This is a genomic window from Stutzerimonas stutzeri, from assembly GCF_038561965.1.
In the GTDB taxonomy this organism is placed as follows: Bacteria; Pseudomonadota; Gammaproteobacteria; order Pseudomonadales; family Pseudomonadaceae; genus Stutzerimonas; species Stutzerimonas stutzeri_AA.
Genome location: NZ_CP139348.1, coordinates 4181337 through 4195986, shown reverse-complemented (window position 1 = coordinate 4195986; position 14650 = coordinate 4181337). Strand labels below are relative to the sequence as shown.

Below are 14650 nucleotides of genomic sequence, written 5' to 3'. Positions count from 1 at the left end.
CTAGGCGAGTAGCGGCACCAGCAGCAATGGGCCGAGTACCAGCAGCACGAAACGTCCGTTCCAGCCGAAGGCGATGCGCCACGGGGACAGTTCGGCGTGGCGCGCCAGCATCAGCGCCGATGGACCATAGGGCGAGAGCAACATGGCCAATGAGAAGCCGACCAGCAACGCCACCGCCGGCTGCATGATCGCTACGCCGTGTCCGGCTAGCTGCGCCAGCAGTGCGGCACACAGACTGAGCGAAATGATCGGTGCAACGCCGAGCAGGGCCAGAATGATGATCGTGAGCATGCCAGCGCTGCCGAGGCCGAACAGCGCCAGCGGCGTGTTGCTGAAGTGGCTAGCCAGCCGCTCGACCGGGATCAACACGGCGGTGAGGCCGCCGAGAAGTGCGGAGCAGGCGAAGATGAGGGTCTCGTTACGCATTCCGGCAAGGGTGTCGCGCACCTCGGTATAGACAGCGACCGGTGATCCACCCTGATACAGCAGCAGCCCGATCACCGCGAGCGGCACCAGCAGCATCGCCGCCTGGGTTGCCGACAGCCAGGTCAGGCTGGCCAGCAATGCAATCGCCAGAATGCCGAGCAGGCTGCCGTAGAGCACGCTGCGCAGCCCGTTCGCCGTGTCGGCTGGCTCCGCCGCTTGCACCGGCTCAGCGGTTTGCTGCAACTGTTGCAGGCGGCGGTTCTCCATTGGCCAACCAACCGCCAGCAGGATGGCTCCGCAAAACAGGCCGAACGGCAGCAGGGCGCTCCAGCTCAGTCCCGGCAGCTCTCGGGTGAGGATCGCCACCGCCACGCTGGTCGGTGCCAGCAAGGGCACCAGGGCGAAGCCGCGCAGGGCGGTGACCATTACGCCTCTGGCGCCTTCGCGGCGCTGTTTCGGGTTGTACGGCTGTCGATCCAGATAGCGTTCCAGTGAGCCACAGACCAGGTTGAGCATGCCGAAACTCAGCACCGAGCTGATCGCAAAGGTACTGAACAGATAGCTCGGATAGAGGCTGGCGCGGGGCAGGCGCAACAAAAGGCGATGCAGTTCGCCGAGCTGCGGCAGCCGCTTGACCGCACAATGCGCGAGGCTGAGCGCGCCGATGAATGCGCCGTAGTAGGCCGCGGCGGAGAGCATCCGCTGCGTCTGCTGCCAGTCGGATTCACTGAATAGCATCCAGTAGCCGAACAGGCTCAAGGTGACCAGTCCGAGCCGGCGCGGATAGGGCATCAGCGAGCGCCAATGCCAGGCGAAGAACAGCACCAGCAATGCTCCGCTGACCACGCTCAGCAACGGTAGGCGAGTAATCAGGGTGAGCAGCTCGCAGATGAGCGCCAGCGGCAGCAGGGCGAGCATCGTTCAGGGCAGCTCGTTGCGCAGCTTGCCGCGCTTGTAGACGCCCTCGCCGAACGCCAGCAACTGATCTTGATCGTCCAACAGGTCGCAAGTGGCCATGAATACCTTGTGGCCGGCAGAGCGGCAGATGGCGATCGCACGGATTCGACTGCCTGCCGCCGCCGGTGCACTGAAGTTGACGCTCATCGATAGCGTGGTCGCCACACGGCGCTGCTCCGGCTGAGCCACCCAGGTTCCGCAAAGGCCCATGGCCACGTCCAGCAGGGTAGACGTTACGCCACCGTGCAAGTTGCTGGCGTTGTTCAAGTGGCGTGGCAGCAACAGCAGTTCGACCACCACGCGTTCCGGGCCGTATTCCGTGAGGCGGCAGCCGAGGTCTTGGAAGAAGCCGGTCAAGGAGGCTTCCGTCTGTTGCAGCGTGGCGGCGGGGTAGGGCTGATCAGGCATAAGCAGGCGATTCGGCAGCTGACTTGCGCTGGAGATTGGCAGTCTTTACGCTCAGGGTCAATTCGGTGAAATGTTATTCCGCAGTGCGAAATTACGCTTGAGCTTGAGGAGGACTGCATGTTTAACCGTATCGGTATCGTCGGCGCCGGAGCCATGGGTCGCGGCATTGCGCAGTTGTTCGCCGGCGCCGGCAAGCAGGTGTGGTTGCACGATGCACGCAGCGAATCGATCAGCGAGGCGCTGCGCTTCAACCGTGAGTTGCTCGAGCGCGGTGTAGCCAAGGGGCGGCTGAGTGTCGCCGAGCTGGACGCCACACTTGCGCGCATGCAGGCGGCACCTGCGCTGGCCGATCTGTCCGGCTGCGATCTGGTGATCGAGGCGATCATCGAGAATCTCGAGGCCAAGCAGGCGCTGTTCGTCGAACTTGAGAAACTGCTCGCCGAACACGCGGTGCTGGCGACCAATACCTCATCGCTTTCGGTTACGCGTATCGCGGCTGCCTGCCAGCGCCCGGAGCGGGTGGCGGGTTTTCATTTCTTCAATCCGGTGCCACTGATGAAGCTGGTCGAGGTGGTGCGCGGTGAGCGCAGCGACCCGCAGGTCATCGAGGGTTTGGTTGGGCTGGCTGAAGAGTCCGGGCATTTTCCGGCGATCACGCCGGATACCCCCGGTTTTCTGGTCAATCACGCCGGTCGCGCTTACAGCACCGAGGCCCAGCGCATTCTCGCCGAGGGCATCGCCGATGCCGAGCAGATCGACCGCATCCTCCGCGACGGGCCGGGCTTTCGCATGGGGCCGTTCGAGCTGTTCGATCTCACCGGGCTGGATATTTCCCATGCGGTGATGGAGTCGGTGTACCAGCAGTTCTATCAGGATCCGCGCTACACGCCGTCGTACCAGGCGGCGCAGCGGGTCGCGGCCGGCCTGCTCGGGCGCAAGACGGGCCAGGGCTACTACCGCTACGAGAACGGTCAGCAGATCCGCACGCCCGAGCCGCAGTTGCCACCAGTATCCGTCGAGCGTCCGTTCTGGCTGGACAGTCAGGATGTTGATTTGCGTGGTCGGCTGGCAGAATTGTTGCGTGAAGCCGGTATGCAGCTGGAAACCGGCGAGAGGCCATCGGAGCGCGCCATATGCCTGATCACGCCGTTGGGGGAGGATGGCAGCAGCATGATCGCGCGGCTCGGCTTGCCGGCGGAACGCTGTATGGCCTTCGACCTGTTCTGTGATTTTCATCGGCGCCGCGTGCTGATGCGCCAGCCTGCACTTGATCCTCGCATCGAAACGCAGGCGCGACAGGCGCTGGCGAGCGATGGTGTGCCGGTCGAGGTTATCAATGACTCGCCCGGCTTCGTCAGCCAGCGGGTAGTGGCAAGTATTGTCAATCTGGGGTGCGAGATCGCCCAGAAGGGTATCGCTGATCCGCAGACGCTAGACCGCGCTGTTACCCTTGCACTGGGCTATCCGAAGGGGCCGCTGGGTTTTGCCGAGCACTACGGCGCGGCGCGAATCCTTGCCATTCTACAGGCCATGCAGGGCTGCTACGGCGGCGAGGCGCGTTATCGTCCGAGCCCTTGGCTGCGCCGACGGGTGCAACTCTCGCTGCCGCTAACCGCGCCTGACCGACCGTTCGACGTATAGCGCCCGATGACGACCGGAGGCTACTCCGCACGCCTTCAGTTTGTTCGAGCGCGGCCGTTAAGCCTGTAGTGAGCCTCCGATGACGGCATGTTGCTACTAAGGCACTACTGTTCTTTATCGGAGGGTATGGGTACAACGTCGGATCGAACCGACAAGAACAAGAGGCCGTTCATGAGCCCTGCCAACCGCCCCAAGGCCGTCGCGTCCCATGCCGCGCTGATCATCGGTGTCTTGCTTGTGCATTACTGGCTGGTGCCGCCCCTGCTGGTGACCGGCGCGTTGCTGCTAGCGGCAGCGCTGTTGCCCTGGTTTACCGCCTGGTCTGCAGCAGACCGCAGCGCCTCGAGTGCCGACGATGCGCCGCAGGCGTTCGCCGAACTCACCAAAAACCTCTCGCGCAATACCTGTCACAACGCCCTGTCCGCCGCGCAAGTGGCCTACAGTGCCGAGCAGCTGGCGAGCCGCCTGCAGTCGCAGCTCAAAGCGGTGAGCGAGATCGCCAATGGCGCGCAGGCCATTGCCGCGACCGAGCAGGATAGCGCCGAGCGTGCCCGCCACACCCTGGATGCCGCGCAAGCGGTACGCCAGCGCAGCGACGCTGGGCAGGCCGAGCTGCAGCGCGCCATTGAGCGCATGCAGCAGCTCAGCGCCCAGACCCACGCCAGCCGCGAGCTGATCGATGGACTATCGGCCCGCACGGAAGAGATCCGCCGCATTACTGACGTGATCCAGTCGATTGCCAGCCAAACCAACCTGCTGGCGCTGAATGCGGCCATCGAGGCTGCACGCGCCGGCGAGGCAGGTCGCGGCTTTGCCGTGGTCGCCGACGAAGTTCGCAGTCTGGCGGCGCGAACCTCCAGCGCAACCGAGGAAGTCGGCCGCATGGTTGGCGACATCCGTCAGCAGAGCGAGGCGGTGGTCAGCTATATCCAGCGCCAGGCCAGCGAGCTGGATGCTGCCGCCGAGCAGATCGCCGTCACTGGTGAGCAGCTCAGCGGCATTGCCGGTCTGGCCGGCAGCGTTGAAAGTCAGGTGGAGCAGATCACCACCGGCACCGCCGACAACCATCAGCGCCTGACCGGTCAGTTCGTCGCGCTCGATCAACTGCGCGCCGATGCGCTGGACAGCGAAAAGCAGACCCGGCAGCTCGAACAGGCTGCCGAACGTCTTGTTGCGCAAGCCGAGAGCGCCAGCGAGCAGTTGGCCGAGGTTCAGCTCGACGATTATCACCAGGCCATCTTTGACCTGGCTCGTCAGGGCGCGGCGGCCATTGCGGCTCGATTCGAGGCGGATATCCAGGCTGGACGTGTCAGCCTCGATGATTTGTTCGATCGCAACTACCGCGCGCAGCCCAATACCGATCCGGTGAAGTATCAGACCCGTTTCGATCGCTATGCCGATGACGTGCTGCCGACGATTCAGGAGCCGCTGTTGCAGAAGCATTCGGCGCTGGTCTACGCCATCGCCACAACGCCCGAAGGCTATGTCCCGACGCATAACCGCGCATTCAGTCAGCCGCCGGTAGGTAATCCGGAAATCGACCGGGTCAAGAGCCGTAGCAAGCGCCTGTTCAACGATCGCACGGGTGGCCGCTGTGGCAGCCATCAACGTCGGGTATTGCTGCAAACCTACAGCCGCGATACGGGTGAGCTGATGCATGACCTGTCGGTACCGATCATGGTCAATGGTCGTCATTGGGGTGGGCTGCGGCTGGGCTATCGCCCCGAGGAATAGCGCAGCCAACCTTGATGTTGGCGCGATAGCCTTGTCTGCTGGCGAGGGCGACGGCGCACTGACCGGCTAAGCTTGGCGGATGCGATTACCGGAGATGTCGCCAATGAAAACCCTCACCGATTACCTGGCGCAATATGCCGCCTACCATCGCGATCCGCGTAACCTGCTTACCCATTTCATCGGCATTCCGCTAATCGTGCTGGCGGTGGCCGTATTGCTCTCGCGGCCAGGGCTCGACTGGGCCGGTATATGGCTCAGCCCGGCCGCACTGGTCTCGCTCGTGGCGGCGGTGTTCTATCTGCGCCTCGATCTGCGGTATGGCCTGCTGATGAGCGCCGTTCTGTTGCTTTGCATCTGGCTGGGCGCACGCTTCGCCAGCGCGACGACAGCGTTGTGGTTGGGTGCCGGGCTGGGATTGTTCGTGCTCGGCTGGGTCATCCAGTTCGTCGGGCACTACTTCGAGGGACGCAAGCCGGCCTTCGTCGACGACCTAACCGGGCTGATTATCGGGCCGCTATTCGTCGCTGCTGAACTCGGCTTCATGCTCGGTTTGCGCGAGCCGTTGCGCCTCGCTATCGAGGCGCGTGTCGGGCCGGTGCGCCTGCGCGATTCAGCCGCCCACGGCTGACGTCGTTCAGGGTTTGGCCGCCATCCACTGGTCGCTGAGGCCGCGAGCGTGGCGGTCGACCATGATCGGCGCGAAGGGGCGGCCTGACGCGGTGGAGAAGTTGTTGCTGCCGCTGTTCATGTCTTCCAGCGCCACCTTGAGGAAATCCCAGCGGGTCTTGAGTTTGGCCAGCGCCGGATCGCGTTTGCCGTCCAGCCCGGCTAACTGTGCATCGATGGCTGGCACCAGATGACGCTCGTCCTGACCAAGGTAGGTATCCGGCTGTTCCCGGGCGATCTCGAACGAGCCGATGTAAGCGCGGCTGAGGTATTGAACGGCCAGATACTCCACTTTTGCCGGCAGTTCCGCCTGGGCGTCAACGCCCTGCTGCGCGCGAACGGCAGTGAGAAAGTCGCGTAACGCCTTGCTCATCTGTAGCGGCCAGCCCCAAGGCATGTCGTCTTCCTTGTAGCCAAAGCTCGCGCCTTCGCGCAGGCGTGTCTGCAACTCCAGGTGGCTTTCGCGAAGCGCGCTGGTGGGATTGGCGACCCTGAGCAAGGCCGCATTCAGCGCGCGGATGTCTTCTTCCAGGCGCAGCAGATGGGCTTTCTGAAAACCTTCGCCACGGTAGAGCAGCAGGCTGCTGGTGGCGCGGTTGGCGTGGATCTGCATGCTCTGCAGAGGCGGGGCGGATTCAGGTTCAGCGGCCTCGTTGAAACTGGGCAGCATGACGAGAATGAGCAATAGCCAGAAGCGAGTTAAACGGTCCATTGTCGTGCTCCTTTTTATTTTTATAGAAGCTATGCGTGCATGGCAGCAGCGCTCCTGAGCCTAACGGACCGCTGGCCAAGTGGTATCACCCCAAAGAATGATTTATGTCGGATTGAATGCAAAGAGGCGCCATACGTGCCGTATTCAGTGGCGAACGCTAGAGCATCTTCTCCAGGCCGATGATTTCGGCAAACCAGGCATTGAAGCGTCGCCAGAGCCCGCCCGGCTCCTTTTCGATCACACTCAAGCGACCGCCATCCTCGGCAATCCATATCAGCTGCTTGCGCCCGTCGCGCTCCTCCAGACGCACTTCGTAGCTGAGCGCGGGCGACATGCCTTCCAGCGTGAGCCGGTGAACCTCACGGGCAAGCTCCTGGCTTTCCACCAGGACGCCTACCTCGCTGTTCCACAGCACCGAGCGGGGGTCGAGATTCAGCGAGCCGATAAATACTTTTTCCTGGTCGAATACCGCCGCCTTGCTGTGCAGGCTCGATTCCGACTCGCCGAGAAAGCTATAGGACGGCTCCTGTTCCGGTTGCCGGCGCAGTTCGAACAGGCGCACGCCAAGGTCCAGCATTGCCTTGCGATAGGGCGCGTAGCCGCCATGCACCGCCGGTACGTCGGTGGCCTCCAGTGAATTGGTGAGAATGCGCACAGTGACCCCGGCGCCGGTGCGGTCAGCCAGATACTCCACACCGCTGTCGGTTGGCACGAAGTAAGCGGATACCAGGGTCAGCTCGCGACTCACCGTTTGCATGGTCGGTGCGAGCTGGGTAGTCAGCAGCAATGACGTGGCTGGTATGCCTTCGGCGAGCAGCTTTTCCGGGGCATCCCACATGGCCTCGCCGGGCGCCCAGATAAGCTCGTCCAACCATTGCTGCAACTGCGGCTGCTGCTTGTACTGCATCAGCCGCTGGTACTGCTCACTGTTGTCTTGCCGCGCCTGCTGCAGATAATCATGCAGCTGCTGTCGCGCCTTGTTCAGGCGGCTGGGCTTCGGCTGCCACCAGAGAAAACGCCGGATGGGCACGCTCAGCTGGTTGTTCCAGTACTGGTCGAAACTCTCCGCCAGTTGCTCGGCGACCGGGCCGGCACCGAGCAGATCGATATCGGTGAAGTTGAAGGCCTGATCGGCATCGAAATATTCGTCGCCGAGGTTGCGCCCGCCGACGATAGCCAGGCTGCCGTCGACCAGCATCAGCTTGTTGTGCATGCGCCGGTGCTGCAGTGACAGGTGCAGCAGTCGCCCCATAGTGCGGGTAACCGCATTGCTGCGCCCGAGGTGCAGGGGGTTGAATACGCGGATCTGGATGTTGGGATGAGCGGCCAGCGTGCCGATGCGGTAGTCCTGCCCATCGCTGGTGGTGTCGTCCAGCAGCAGGCGCACACGAACGCCTCGGTCGGCAGCCTGTAGCAGTTCGTCGATCAACGCTCGGGTGGTCATGCCGTCGTGCACGATGTAGTACTGCACGTCCAGGCTGAGCTGCGCCGCGCGAATCATCTCGGTGCGGGCGGCGAAAGCCTCGGTGCTCTCGGCTAGCAGACGAAAGCCCGAATAGCCTTGAGGTTGCTGCTCAGCGAGCTGCTGTATACGTCGGCCGAGCGGCGACGCATCCGGCGCCACCGAATAGGACTCGCTGGGTGCGGGATGGCTGGCACAGCCGCTTAGTAGCAAAACCAGCAGAACCGTCAGGTAAGCGCGCAAGTATTCTCCGATATGCGTCCATTCATCGAAGCTTGGACGCTGCGCTTGGTCGGAAAATTCAGAAACGGTCTTTCAACCGATACCAGAGCATACCCATCGCCAGCAGCGGCGAGCGCAGCGCCCGGCCGCCGGGGAAGGTCGGGTGTGGCACTTTGGCGAATAGCTCGAAGCCGTGGCTCGCCTGCGCCGCGATGGCCTCGGCCAGCAGGCGTCCGGCCAGGTGTGTGGCATTCAGCCCATGGCCGGAATAGGCCTGGGCATAGAACACGTTGGGATGCTCCGCCAGCCGACCGATCTGCGGCAGGCGGTTGGCACCGATGCCAATCATGCCGCCCCATTGGTAATCGATGCCGATGCCGATCAGCTGCGGGAAGACTTCGAGCATCTTCGGCTGCATGTAGGCCGCGATATCTTTCGGATCACGGCCGGAGTAGTGGCAGGCACCGCCGAACAGCAGGCGGCCATCGGCAGACAGGCGGAAATAGTCGAGCGCCACCCGTTGATCGCAGACCGCCATGTTCTGCGGCAACAGTTCACGCTGCAGCGGTTCCGGCAGTCGCTCGGTGGCGATGATGTAACTGCCGGCCGGCAGCACCTTGCCCGCCAGTTTCGGCTGCAGGCCATTGAGGTAGGCATTGCAGGCCAGCACCAGATTATCCGCGCGCACCACGCCCTGGGCGGTGTGCACCGTTACCTGCGGGCCGTACTCGATGCGCTCGACTGCCGACTGCTCGAACAGACGCACGCCTAGCGATTGCGCCGCCGCAGCTTCGCCGAGCGCCAGATTCAGCGGGTGCAGGTGCCCCGAGCCCATATCCAGCAGACCGCCGAGATAGCGTTTCGAACCGACCACCGTGGCCAGGTTGGGACGCGACACACGCTGCAGTGGATGTGGATAGCCCAGGCGCAGCAGGTCGGAATATTCCTCGTCGAAACCTTTCAGGTGCCGCGGCTTGGTTGCGAGGTCGCAATAACCCCAGGTCAAATCACAGTCGATGGCGTAGCGCTCGATGCGCTGGCGGACGATATCCACCGCTTCGAAGCCCATACGCTTGAGTTCGTCGACACCTTCCTCGCCGAGAATATTGGTGAACTGCTCGACGTCATGGCCGACGCCGCGGATCAGCTGACCGCCGTTGCGTCCGCTGGCGCCCCAGCCGATGCGGTGCGCTTCCAGGAGTACGACGCTGAGGCCGCGTTCGGCCAGTTCGATGGCGGTATTGAGGCCGGAGAAGCCCCCACCAACGACGCAAACGTCGGCCCGCTGCTCGCCCTGCAACGGTTCGAAGGCCAGCTCGCGATTGACGCTAGCGGAATAGTAGGAGGGTGCATGTACGCCGCCGTTCGGCGCGGATCGGCTTTGATTCATCAAGGAGTCATGAAAGGTCTGCATGCTTCTAGGTTAGACCGGAGCGGGGGTGCGGGGCAAAGGTTGGTCGGACTGACGGTGGCTTCGGGGCATCGCCGAGATGCTGCCGGCTCGGGCCGCAGATGCTCTAGTCCGGGACGGGCAGGTCGAGGGATTCCTTGATTTCTTCCATCACGATATAGCTCTTCGATTCGCGTACATGCGGCAGCTTGAGCAGGATGTCGCCGAGCAGTTTGCGGTAGGAAGCCATCTCCGAAATACGTGCCTTGACCAGGTAATCGAAGTCGCCGGACACCAGGTGGCACTCGAGCACATGCGGCAACTTGAGCACGGCGCGGCGGAACTCCTCGAAGATGTCGCCGGACTTGTACGCCAGACTGATTTCGACGAAGACCAGCAGGCCCGCCTTGAGATGCTGCGGATTCAGCCGCGCCGAGTAGCCCATGATGATGCCCTCGCGCTCCAGGCGTCGGACGCGCTCGGTACAAGGGGTGGTCGACAGACCGACGCGCTCGCCCAATTCGGTGAAGGGCAAGCGCCCTTCGGCTTGCAGAATTCGCAGGATATGGCGGTCGATCTTGTCCAGCTCGCGACGGGTCTGATGCCGGGTTCTCAAGGGGAATGCCCTCCAAAATAAGCGCAGCTGGCGTGAATAAAGGCCAAAGATAGCTTTTTATATGGTGAATAACACTGCTTGCGCCTTTTTATACTCCGCTTCAATAGTGATCCGGAAAAGTCCGTTCGAGCGGGCGGGAGGCTGCAATGCGTGTACTGGTATTGGGTAGCGGCGTGGTCGGCACTGCCAGCGCCTACTATCTGGCGCGAGCCGGTTTCGAAGTCGTGGTGGTTGATCGGCAACCGGCCGTGGCGATGGAAACCAGTTTTGCCAATGCCGGCCAGGTATCGCCTGGCTACGCATCGCCCTGGGCTGCGCCCGGCGTCCCGCTCAAGGCCATGAAGTGGTTGTTGCAGCGTCACGCACCGTTGGCAATCAAGCTCACTGGTGACGTCGACCAGTACCTGTGGATGGCGCAGATGCTGCGCAACTGTACGGCGGCACGTTATGCGGTGAACAAGGAGCGCATGGTGCGCCTATCCGAATACAGCCGCGATTGCCTCGACGAATTGCGCGCCGAAACCGGTCTTGCCTATGAGGGACGCCAGCTGGGCACCACCCAACTGTTCCGTACCCAGGCGCAGCTTGATGCTGCCGCCAAGGATATCGCCGTGCTGGAGCGTTCCGGCGTGCCCTACGAGTTCCTCGATCGCGCCGGCATCGCCCGGGTCGAACCGGCCCTGGGGAAAGTCGCACACAAACTGAGCGGCGCCTTGCGTCTGCCCAACGACCAGACTGGCGACTGCCAGATGTTCACCTCGCGCCTGGCCGAGATGGCCGTGGCATTGGGGGTCGAGTTCCGCTTCGAACAGAATATCCAGCGCCTCGAGCATGCCGGCGACCGGCTCGCCGGAGTGTGGATCGACGGCAAACTGGAGACTGCCGACCGCTACGTGTTGGCGCTAGGCAGCTACAGCCCGCAGATGCTCAAGCCCTTGGGAATTCGTGCCCCGGTATATCCGCTCAAGGGCTATTCGCTGACCGTGCCGATCAGCGATCCGGCGATGGCGCCGCAGTCGACCGTGCTTGATGAAACCTACAAGGTTGCCATCACCCGCTTCGACCAGCGCATCCGCGTCGGCGGTATGGCGGAAATCGCCGGTCATGATCTGTCACTCAACCCGCGCCGCCGGGAAACGCTGGAAATGGTGGTGAGCGACCTCTATCCGCAGGGCGGCGATCCGGCCGACGCGGTATTCTGGACCGGCCTGCGCCCGGCCACACCCGACGGCACGCCGATCATAGGTGCGACCCCCTACCGCAACCTGTTCCTCAATACCGGCCACGGCACGCTTGGCTGGACCATGGCTTGCGGTTCCGGCCGTGTGCTGGCCGATCTGCTTGCGTCCAAGCGACCGCAGATCAGCACCGAGGGGCTGGATATCTTCCGTTACGGCAAGCACAAGGAGACCCATAAACATGCCCATCCGGCGGCTGCACACTGAAACCCGTTACAGCGAGGCGGTGGTCCACAACGGCGCGGTTTATCTGTCCGGGCAACTGGCGGACGATCTGAGCGGCGATATCCGCGAGCAGACCCGCGAAACGCTAGCGAGCATCGAGCGCTTGCTGGACGAGGCGGGCACCAGCAAGGCGCGTCTGCTTTCGGCGACCATCCACCTCAAGGACATCTCCGCCGATTACGCCGGCATGAACGAGGTGTGGGATGCATGGGTCGCACCTGGAACGGCGCCGGCACGGACCACCGTTCAGGCACTGATGTATTCGCCGGATGTACGGGTGGAAGTCACCGTCATCGCCGCTATGCCGGACCTTGCCGGCCCGGTGCTCTAAGTGCCCAACTGAGCGCCACACGCTCCGGGCGACGAGTCGTCCGGAGGTGTGTTGTAAATTCTGAACGCCATTGCCATGATAGCGCCCTCTTCGCATCGCTCTTGAAAGGGGGCTCCCGTATTGGACGTTGGCGTTCGACTGCAAACCATCCGCAAGCTCAAGGGTCTGTCCCAGCGTGAACTCGCCAAGCGTGCCGGCGTAACCAATAGCACCATTTCCATGATCGAGAAGAACAGTGTCAGCCCGTCTATCAGCTCGCTGAAGAAGGTGCTGAGCGGTATCCCCATGTCACTGGTGGAGTTCTTTTCCCCCGACTTCGACCAGGACAGCGATACCCAGGTGGTCTACAAGGCCAGCGAGCTGATCGATATATCCGACGGTGCGGTGAGCATGAAGCTGGTGGGCAAGGCGCATCCTGGACGCGCCATTGCCTTTCTGGCTGAAACCTATCCGCCTGGCTCCGATACCGGAACCGACATGCTCTCCCATCAGGGCGAGGAGGCCGGCATGCTCGTCGAGGGTCGCCTGGAGCTGACTGTGAACGGTCAGGTTTACGTGCTGGAAAGCGGTGACAGCTACTACTTCGAAAGCAGTAAGCCGCATCGTTTTCGCAACCCCTTCGACGCGCCGGCCAAGTTGATCAGCGCAACGACGCCGGCGAACTTCTAGCTATAACGGGTCTGGGCTATTCCGAACGTTGCGATGCGACAAAGCGTCGCTGGGAATAGCCGGGCCTTTCGTATTGTTTCGGCTGGCATGGCTTGCCGTTATACTGACCGCCGCTCGCGATACCGTGGCCGCGAGCGTGTCTAGCCACAATGAGGGTGTAAGGTGAACCTGATTAAGAAGATCCTGGTAGCACAGACTGCCGTATTGGCCCTGTGGGCAATGAGCGCTCAGGCTGCGACCGACGAAGCAATCGCCGAGCGCCTCAAGCCGGTGGGTGAAGTATGTATTCAAGGTGAAGAGTGCGCAGCCGCTGGTGCCGGCGCTGCCGCAGCCGCCGGTGGTGCCGCTCGCAGCGGTTCTGACGTGTATGGCAAGTTCTGTACTGCCTGCCACGGCTCCGGTCTGCTGAATGCACCGAAAACCGGCGACAGCGCTGCCTGGTCTGCACGTGCTGATGCTGCCGGTGGTTTGGACGGCCTGCTCAAGCACGCCATCAGCGGTATCAACGCCATGCCGCCGAAAGGCACTTGTGGCGATTGCTCCGATGACGAGCTGAAAGCTGCCATCGAGCATATGTCCGGCCTCTGATCGAGCGTCGAGCATCACGCGCAAAGCCGCCTCCGGGCGGCTTTGTCGTTTCTGCGGGGAGCAAACCGTGAGCACTCCCAGTCAGAACTGGAACGGCCCAAGTCGATTCCAGCGATGTCAAAAGGAGGTCCGCATGCCTAGTACCGCGCCGCAACCTGAACAGCTGCATCTGACCAGCGACGGGCGCACGCCCAATAGTTCGCATCCGGTGCTGATCTATCGTCAGTTGCCGTTGGCGGGGCCGAGCGCGGCTGAAGCCTTCGAGCGGCTGTTCGACAGCCATCTGTGGCCATCTGCCTGGCGCGGCAGCGTTTATGACTACCACCACTATCACTCCACCGCGCATGAGGTGCTCGGCGTAGCAAGCGGCTCCGCGCGTGTCATGCTGGGCGGCGAGAACGGTCAGGAGGTCGAGCTGAACGCGGGCGATGCGGTGGTGCTGCCGGCCGGGACCGGGCACTGTGCGCTGCAGGCAAGTGAAGACTTTCAGGTGGTGGCCGGTTATCCGGTCGATCAGCAGTACGACATGCAGCGGCCGGACCCGGCCACCCACGATGCGGCGCGTGAGCGTATCGCTCAGGTCGGCGTGCCCATCAGCGATCCGCTGGCAGGCACGCAGGGTGCGCTGGTGACGTTGTGGCGCGCGGGCGCAGCGCCAGTCAGTCGATGAATTGCACTTCGCCATCAGCCAGCGAGGCGACCCGGGCCAGCGATTCGACACGGTAACCGGCTTCTTCCAGTTCCTGGCGACCAGCCTGAAAGGCTTTTTCGATCACGATGCCGAGCCCGGCGATGCTCGCCCCGGCCTGGTTGATGATCGAGATCAGGCCCTTGGCGGCTTTGCCGTTGGCGAGGAAGTCATCGATGATCAGTACGCGGTCGTTCGAAGACAGGTGCTGAGTGGAAACCGCGATGGTGCTTTCCACCTGCTTGGTGAATGAGTACACCGTGGCGGTTAGCAAATTGTCCTGCAGGGTCAACGACTGGTGCTTGCGCGCGAAGATCACCGGCACGCCGAGCTCCAGCCCTGCCATGACGGCTGGCGCGATTCCGGAAGCCTCGATGGTGACGATCTTGGTGACGCCATCATTGCGGAACAGGCGGGCGAATTCCTGCCCGACCGCCTGCATCAGCACGGGGTCGATCTGGTGGTTGAGGAACGCGTCGACCTTCAATACCCGGTCGGAAAGCACGATGCCCTGACTGCGAATCTTATCTTTCAGCTGTTCCAAGAACGCTACCTCAAGCGTGGGCGGCCGCGTGACGCCTGACGCTCGGCGCCATCGCGCTTGTGCCGTCACCGCGTTTCGCAGCCTGGAAAAGCCGCGCATTCTCGCTCAATTCGCGGTGCCGATCCAAGGCCGG

The 14650-nt window shown here is 62.8% G+C and carries 15 protein-coding genes; 8 read left to right on the top strand and 7 right to left on the bottom strand.

Going from position 1 to position 14650, the window contains the following annotated elements; all coding sequences use genetic code 11:
- Entirely contained in the window at positions 1 to 1344 is a 1344-nt protein-coding gene (locus tag SM130_RS19450) for a hypothetical protein (protein ID WP_102826312.1), read from the bottom strand.
- 3 nt (positions 1345 to 1347) lie between these two features.
- Entirely contained in the window at positions 1348 to 1791 is a 444-nt protein-coding gene (locus SM130_RS19445; RefSeq protein ID WP_102826311.1) for a PaaI family thioesterase, read from the bottom strand.
- A 117-nt stretch (positions 1792 to 1908) separates the two neighbouring features.
- Between SM130_RS19445 and SM130_RS19440 the strand changes: the two genes are divergently transcribed.
- From SM130_RS19440 to SM130_RS19430, 3 genes are all read left to right on the top strand, one after another.
- Complete coding sequence (locus SM130_RS19440) at positions 1909 to 3432, top strand: 3-hydroxyacyl-CoA dehydrogenase (RefSeq protein WP_102826310.1); 1524 nt, start codon at positions 1909 to 1911, stop codon at positions 3430 to 3432.
- A 171-nt stretch (positions 3433 to 3603) separates the two neighbouring features.
- Positions 3604 to 5166 carry a methyl-accepting chemotaxis protein gene (locus tag SM130_RS19435; RefSeq protein ID WP_102826309.1) on the top strand — a complete coding sequence of 521 codons (1563 nt, stop codon included), beginning with the start codon at positions 3604 to 3606 and terminating at the stop codon, positions 5164 to 5166.
- Positions 5167 to 5269: 103 nt separating this feature from the next.
- The gene (locus SM130_RS19430) at positions 5270 to 5794 is read left to right on the top strand and encodes a DUF962 domain-containing protein (RefSeq protein WP_102826308.1); all 525 of its coding nucleotides are present in this window, start codon (positions 5270 to 5272) and stop codon (positions 5792 to 5794) included.
- 6 nt (positions 5795 to 5800) lie between these two features.
- Here the strand turns inward: SM130_RS19430 and SM130_RS19425 are convergent, their stop codons facing one another.
- The 4 genes from SM130_RS19425 to SM130_RS19410 all read right to left on the bottom strand — a co-directional run bounded on the left by SM130_RS19425 (position 5801) and on the right by SM130_RS19410 (position 10234).
- A complete protein-coding gene (locus SM130_RS19425) occupies positions 5801 to 6544 on the bottom strand; it encodes a hypothetical protein (RefSeq protein ID WP_102826307.1) in 744 nt (247 codons plus the stop codon).
- Positions 6545 to 6701: 157 nt separating this feature from the next.
- Positions 6702 to 8249, bottom strand: coding sequence for a phospholipase D family protein (locus SM130_RS19420; RefSeq protein WP_102826306.1), 1548 nt, complete (start codon positions 8247 to 8249; stop codon positions 6702 to 6704).
- Between the two features lie 58 nt (positions 8250 to 8307).
- Positions 8308 to 9618, bottom strand: coding sequence for an NAD(P)/FAD-dependent oxidoreductase (locus tag SM130_RS19415; RefSeq protein WP_102826508.1), 1311 nt, complete (start codon positions 9616 to 9618; stop codon positions 8308 to 8310).
- 127 nt (positions 9619 to 9745) lie between these two features.
- A complete protein-coding gene (locus SM130_RS19410) occupies positions 9746 to 10234 on the bottom strand; it encodes an Lrp/AsnC ligand binding domain-containing protein (RefSeq protein WP_003295466.1) in 489 nt (162 codons plus the stop codon).
- A gap of 146 nt (positions 10235 to 10380) precedes the next feature.
- On the opposite strand from SM130_RS19410, the gene dadA reads away from it, so the two are divergent.
- The 5 genes from dadA (at position 10381) to SM130_RS19385 (ending at position 13955) form a co-directional block, all read left to right on the top strand.
- Complete coding sequence (gene dadA, locus SM130_RS19405; RefSeq protein WP_102826305.1) at positions 10381 to 11679, top strand: D-amino acid dehydrogenase; 1299 nt, start codon at positions 10381 to 10383, stop codon at positions 11677 to 11679.
- Complete coding sequence (locus SM130_RS19400; protein ID WP_102826304.1) at positions 11654 to 12028, top strand: RidA family protein; 375 nt, start codon at positions 11654 to 11656, stop codon at positions 12026 to 12028. The genes dadA and SM130_RS19400 overlap by 26 nt, the downstream gene beginning before the upstream one ends.
- A 120-nt stretch (positions 12029 to 12148) precedes the next feature.
- Complete coding sequence (locus tag SM130_RS19395; RefSeq protein ID WP_102826303.1) at positions 12149 to 12697, top strand: cupin domain-containing protein; 549 nt, start codon at positions 12149 to 12151, stop codon at positions 12695 to 12697.
- A gap of 162 nt (positions 12698 to 12859) precedes the next feature.
- Positions 12860 to 13285, top strand: a complete 426-nt coding sequence (locus SM130_RS19390; protein ID WP_102826302.1) for a c-type cytochrome — start codon at positions 12860 to 12862, stop codon at positions 13283 to 13285.
- Between the two features lie 133 nt (positions 13286 to 13418).
- Complete coding sequence (locus SM130_RS19385) at positions 13419 to 13955, top strand: cupin domain-containing protein (RefSeq protein WP_102826301.1); 537 nt, start codon at positions 13419 to 13421, stop codon at positions 13953 to 13955.
- Here SM130_RS19385 and SM130_RS19380 read toward each other — a convergent pair.
- Positions 13945 to 14517: a xanthine phosphoribosyltransferase gene (locus tag SM130_RS19380; protein WP_102826300.1), complete on the bottom strand. Its 573-nt coding sequence runs from the start codon at positions 14515 to 14517 to the stop codon at positions 13945 to 13947. The two genes, SM130_RS19385 and SM130_RS19380, sit on opposite strands and share 11 nt — an antisense overlap.
- Positions 14518 to 14650: the final 133 nt, after the last annotated feature.

Bases quoted from the DNA above. Each gene is read 5' to 3' on its own strand.
- dadA (WP_102826305.1), top strand. From the start codon at position 10,381: ATGCGTGTACTGGTATTGGGTAGCGGCGTGGTCGGCACTGCCAGCGCC.
- SM130_RS19385 (WP_102826301.1), top strand. From the start codon at position 13,419: ATGCCTAGTACCGCGCCGCAACCTGAACAGCTGCATCTGACCAGCGAC.
- SM130_RS19440 (WP_102826310.1), top strand. From the start codon at position 1,909: ATGTTTAACCGTATCGGTATCGTCGGCGCCGGAGCCATGGGTCGCGGC.
- SM130_RS19400 (WP_102826304.1), top strand. From the start codon at position 11,654: ATGCCCATCCGGCGGCTGCACACTGAAACCCGTTACAGCGAGGCGGTG.
- SM130_RS19430 (WP_102826308.1), top strand. From the start codon at position 5,270: ATGAAAACCCTCACCGATTACCTGGCGCAATATGCCGCCTACCATCGC.
- SM130_RS19425 (WP_102826307.1), bottom strand. From the start codon at position 6,544: ATGGACCGTTTAACTCGCTTCTGGCTATTGCTCATTCTCGTCATGCTG.
- SM130_RS19450 (WP_102826312.1), bottom strand. From the start codon at position 1,344: ATGCTCGCCCTGCTGCCGCTGGCGCTCATCTGCGAGCTGCTCACCCTG.
- SM130_RS19445 (WP_102826311.1), bottom strand. From the start codon at position 1,791: ATGCCTGATCAGCCCTACCCCGCCGCCACGCTGCAACAGACGGAAGCC.
- SM130_RS19435 (WP_102826309.1), top strand. From the start codon at position 3,604: ATGAGCCCTGCCAACCGCCCCAAGGCCGTCGCGTCCCATGCCGCGCTG.
- SM130_RS19415 (WP_102826508.1), bottom strand. From the start codon at position 9,618: ATGAATCAAAGCCGATCCGCGCCGAACGGCGGCGTACATGCACCCTCC.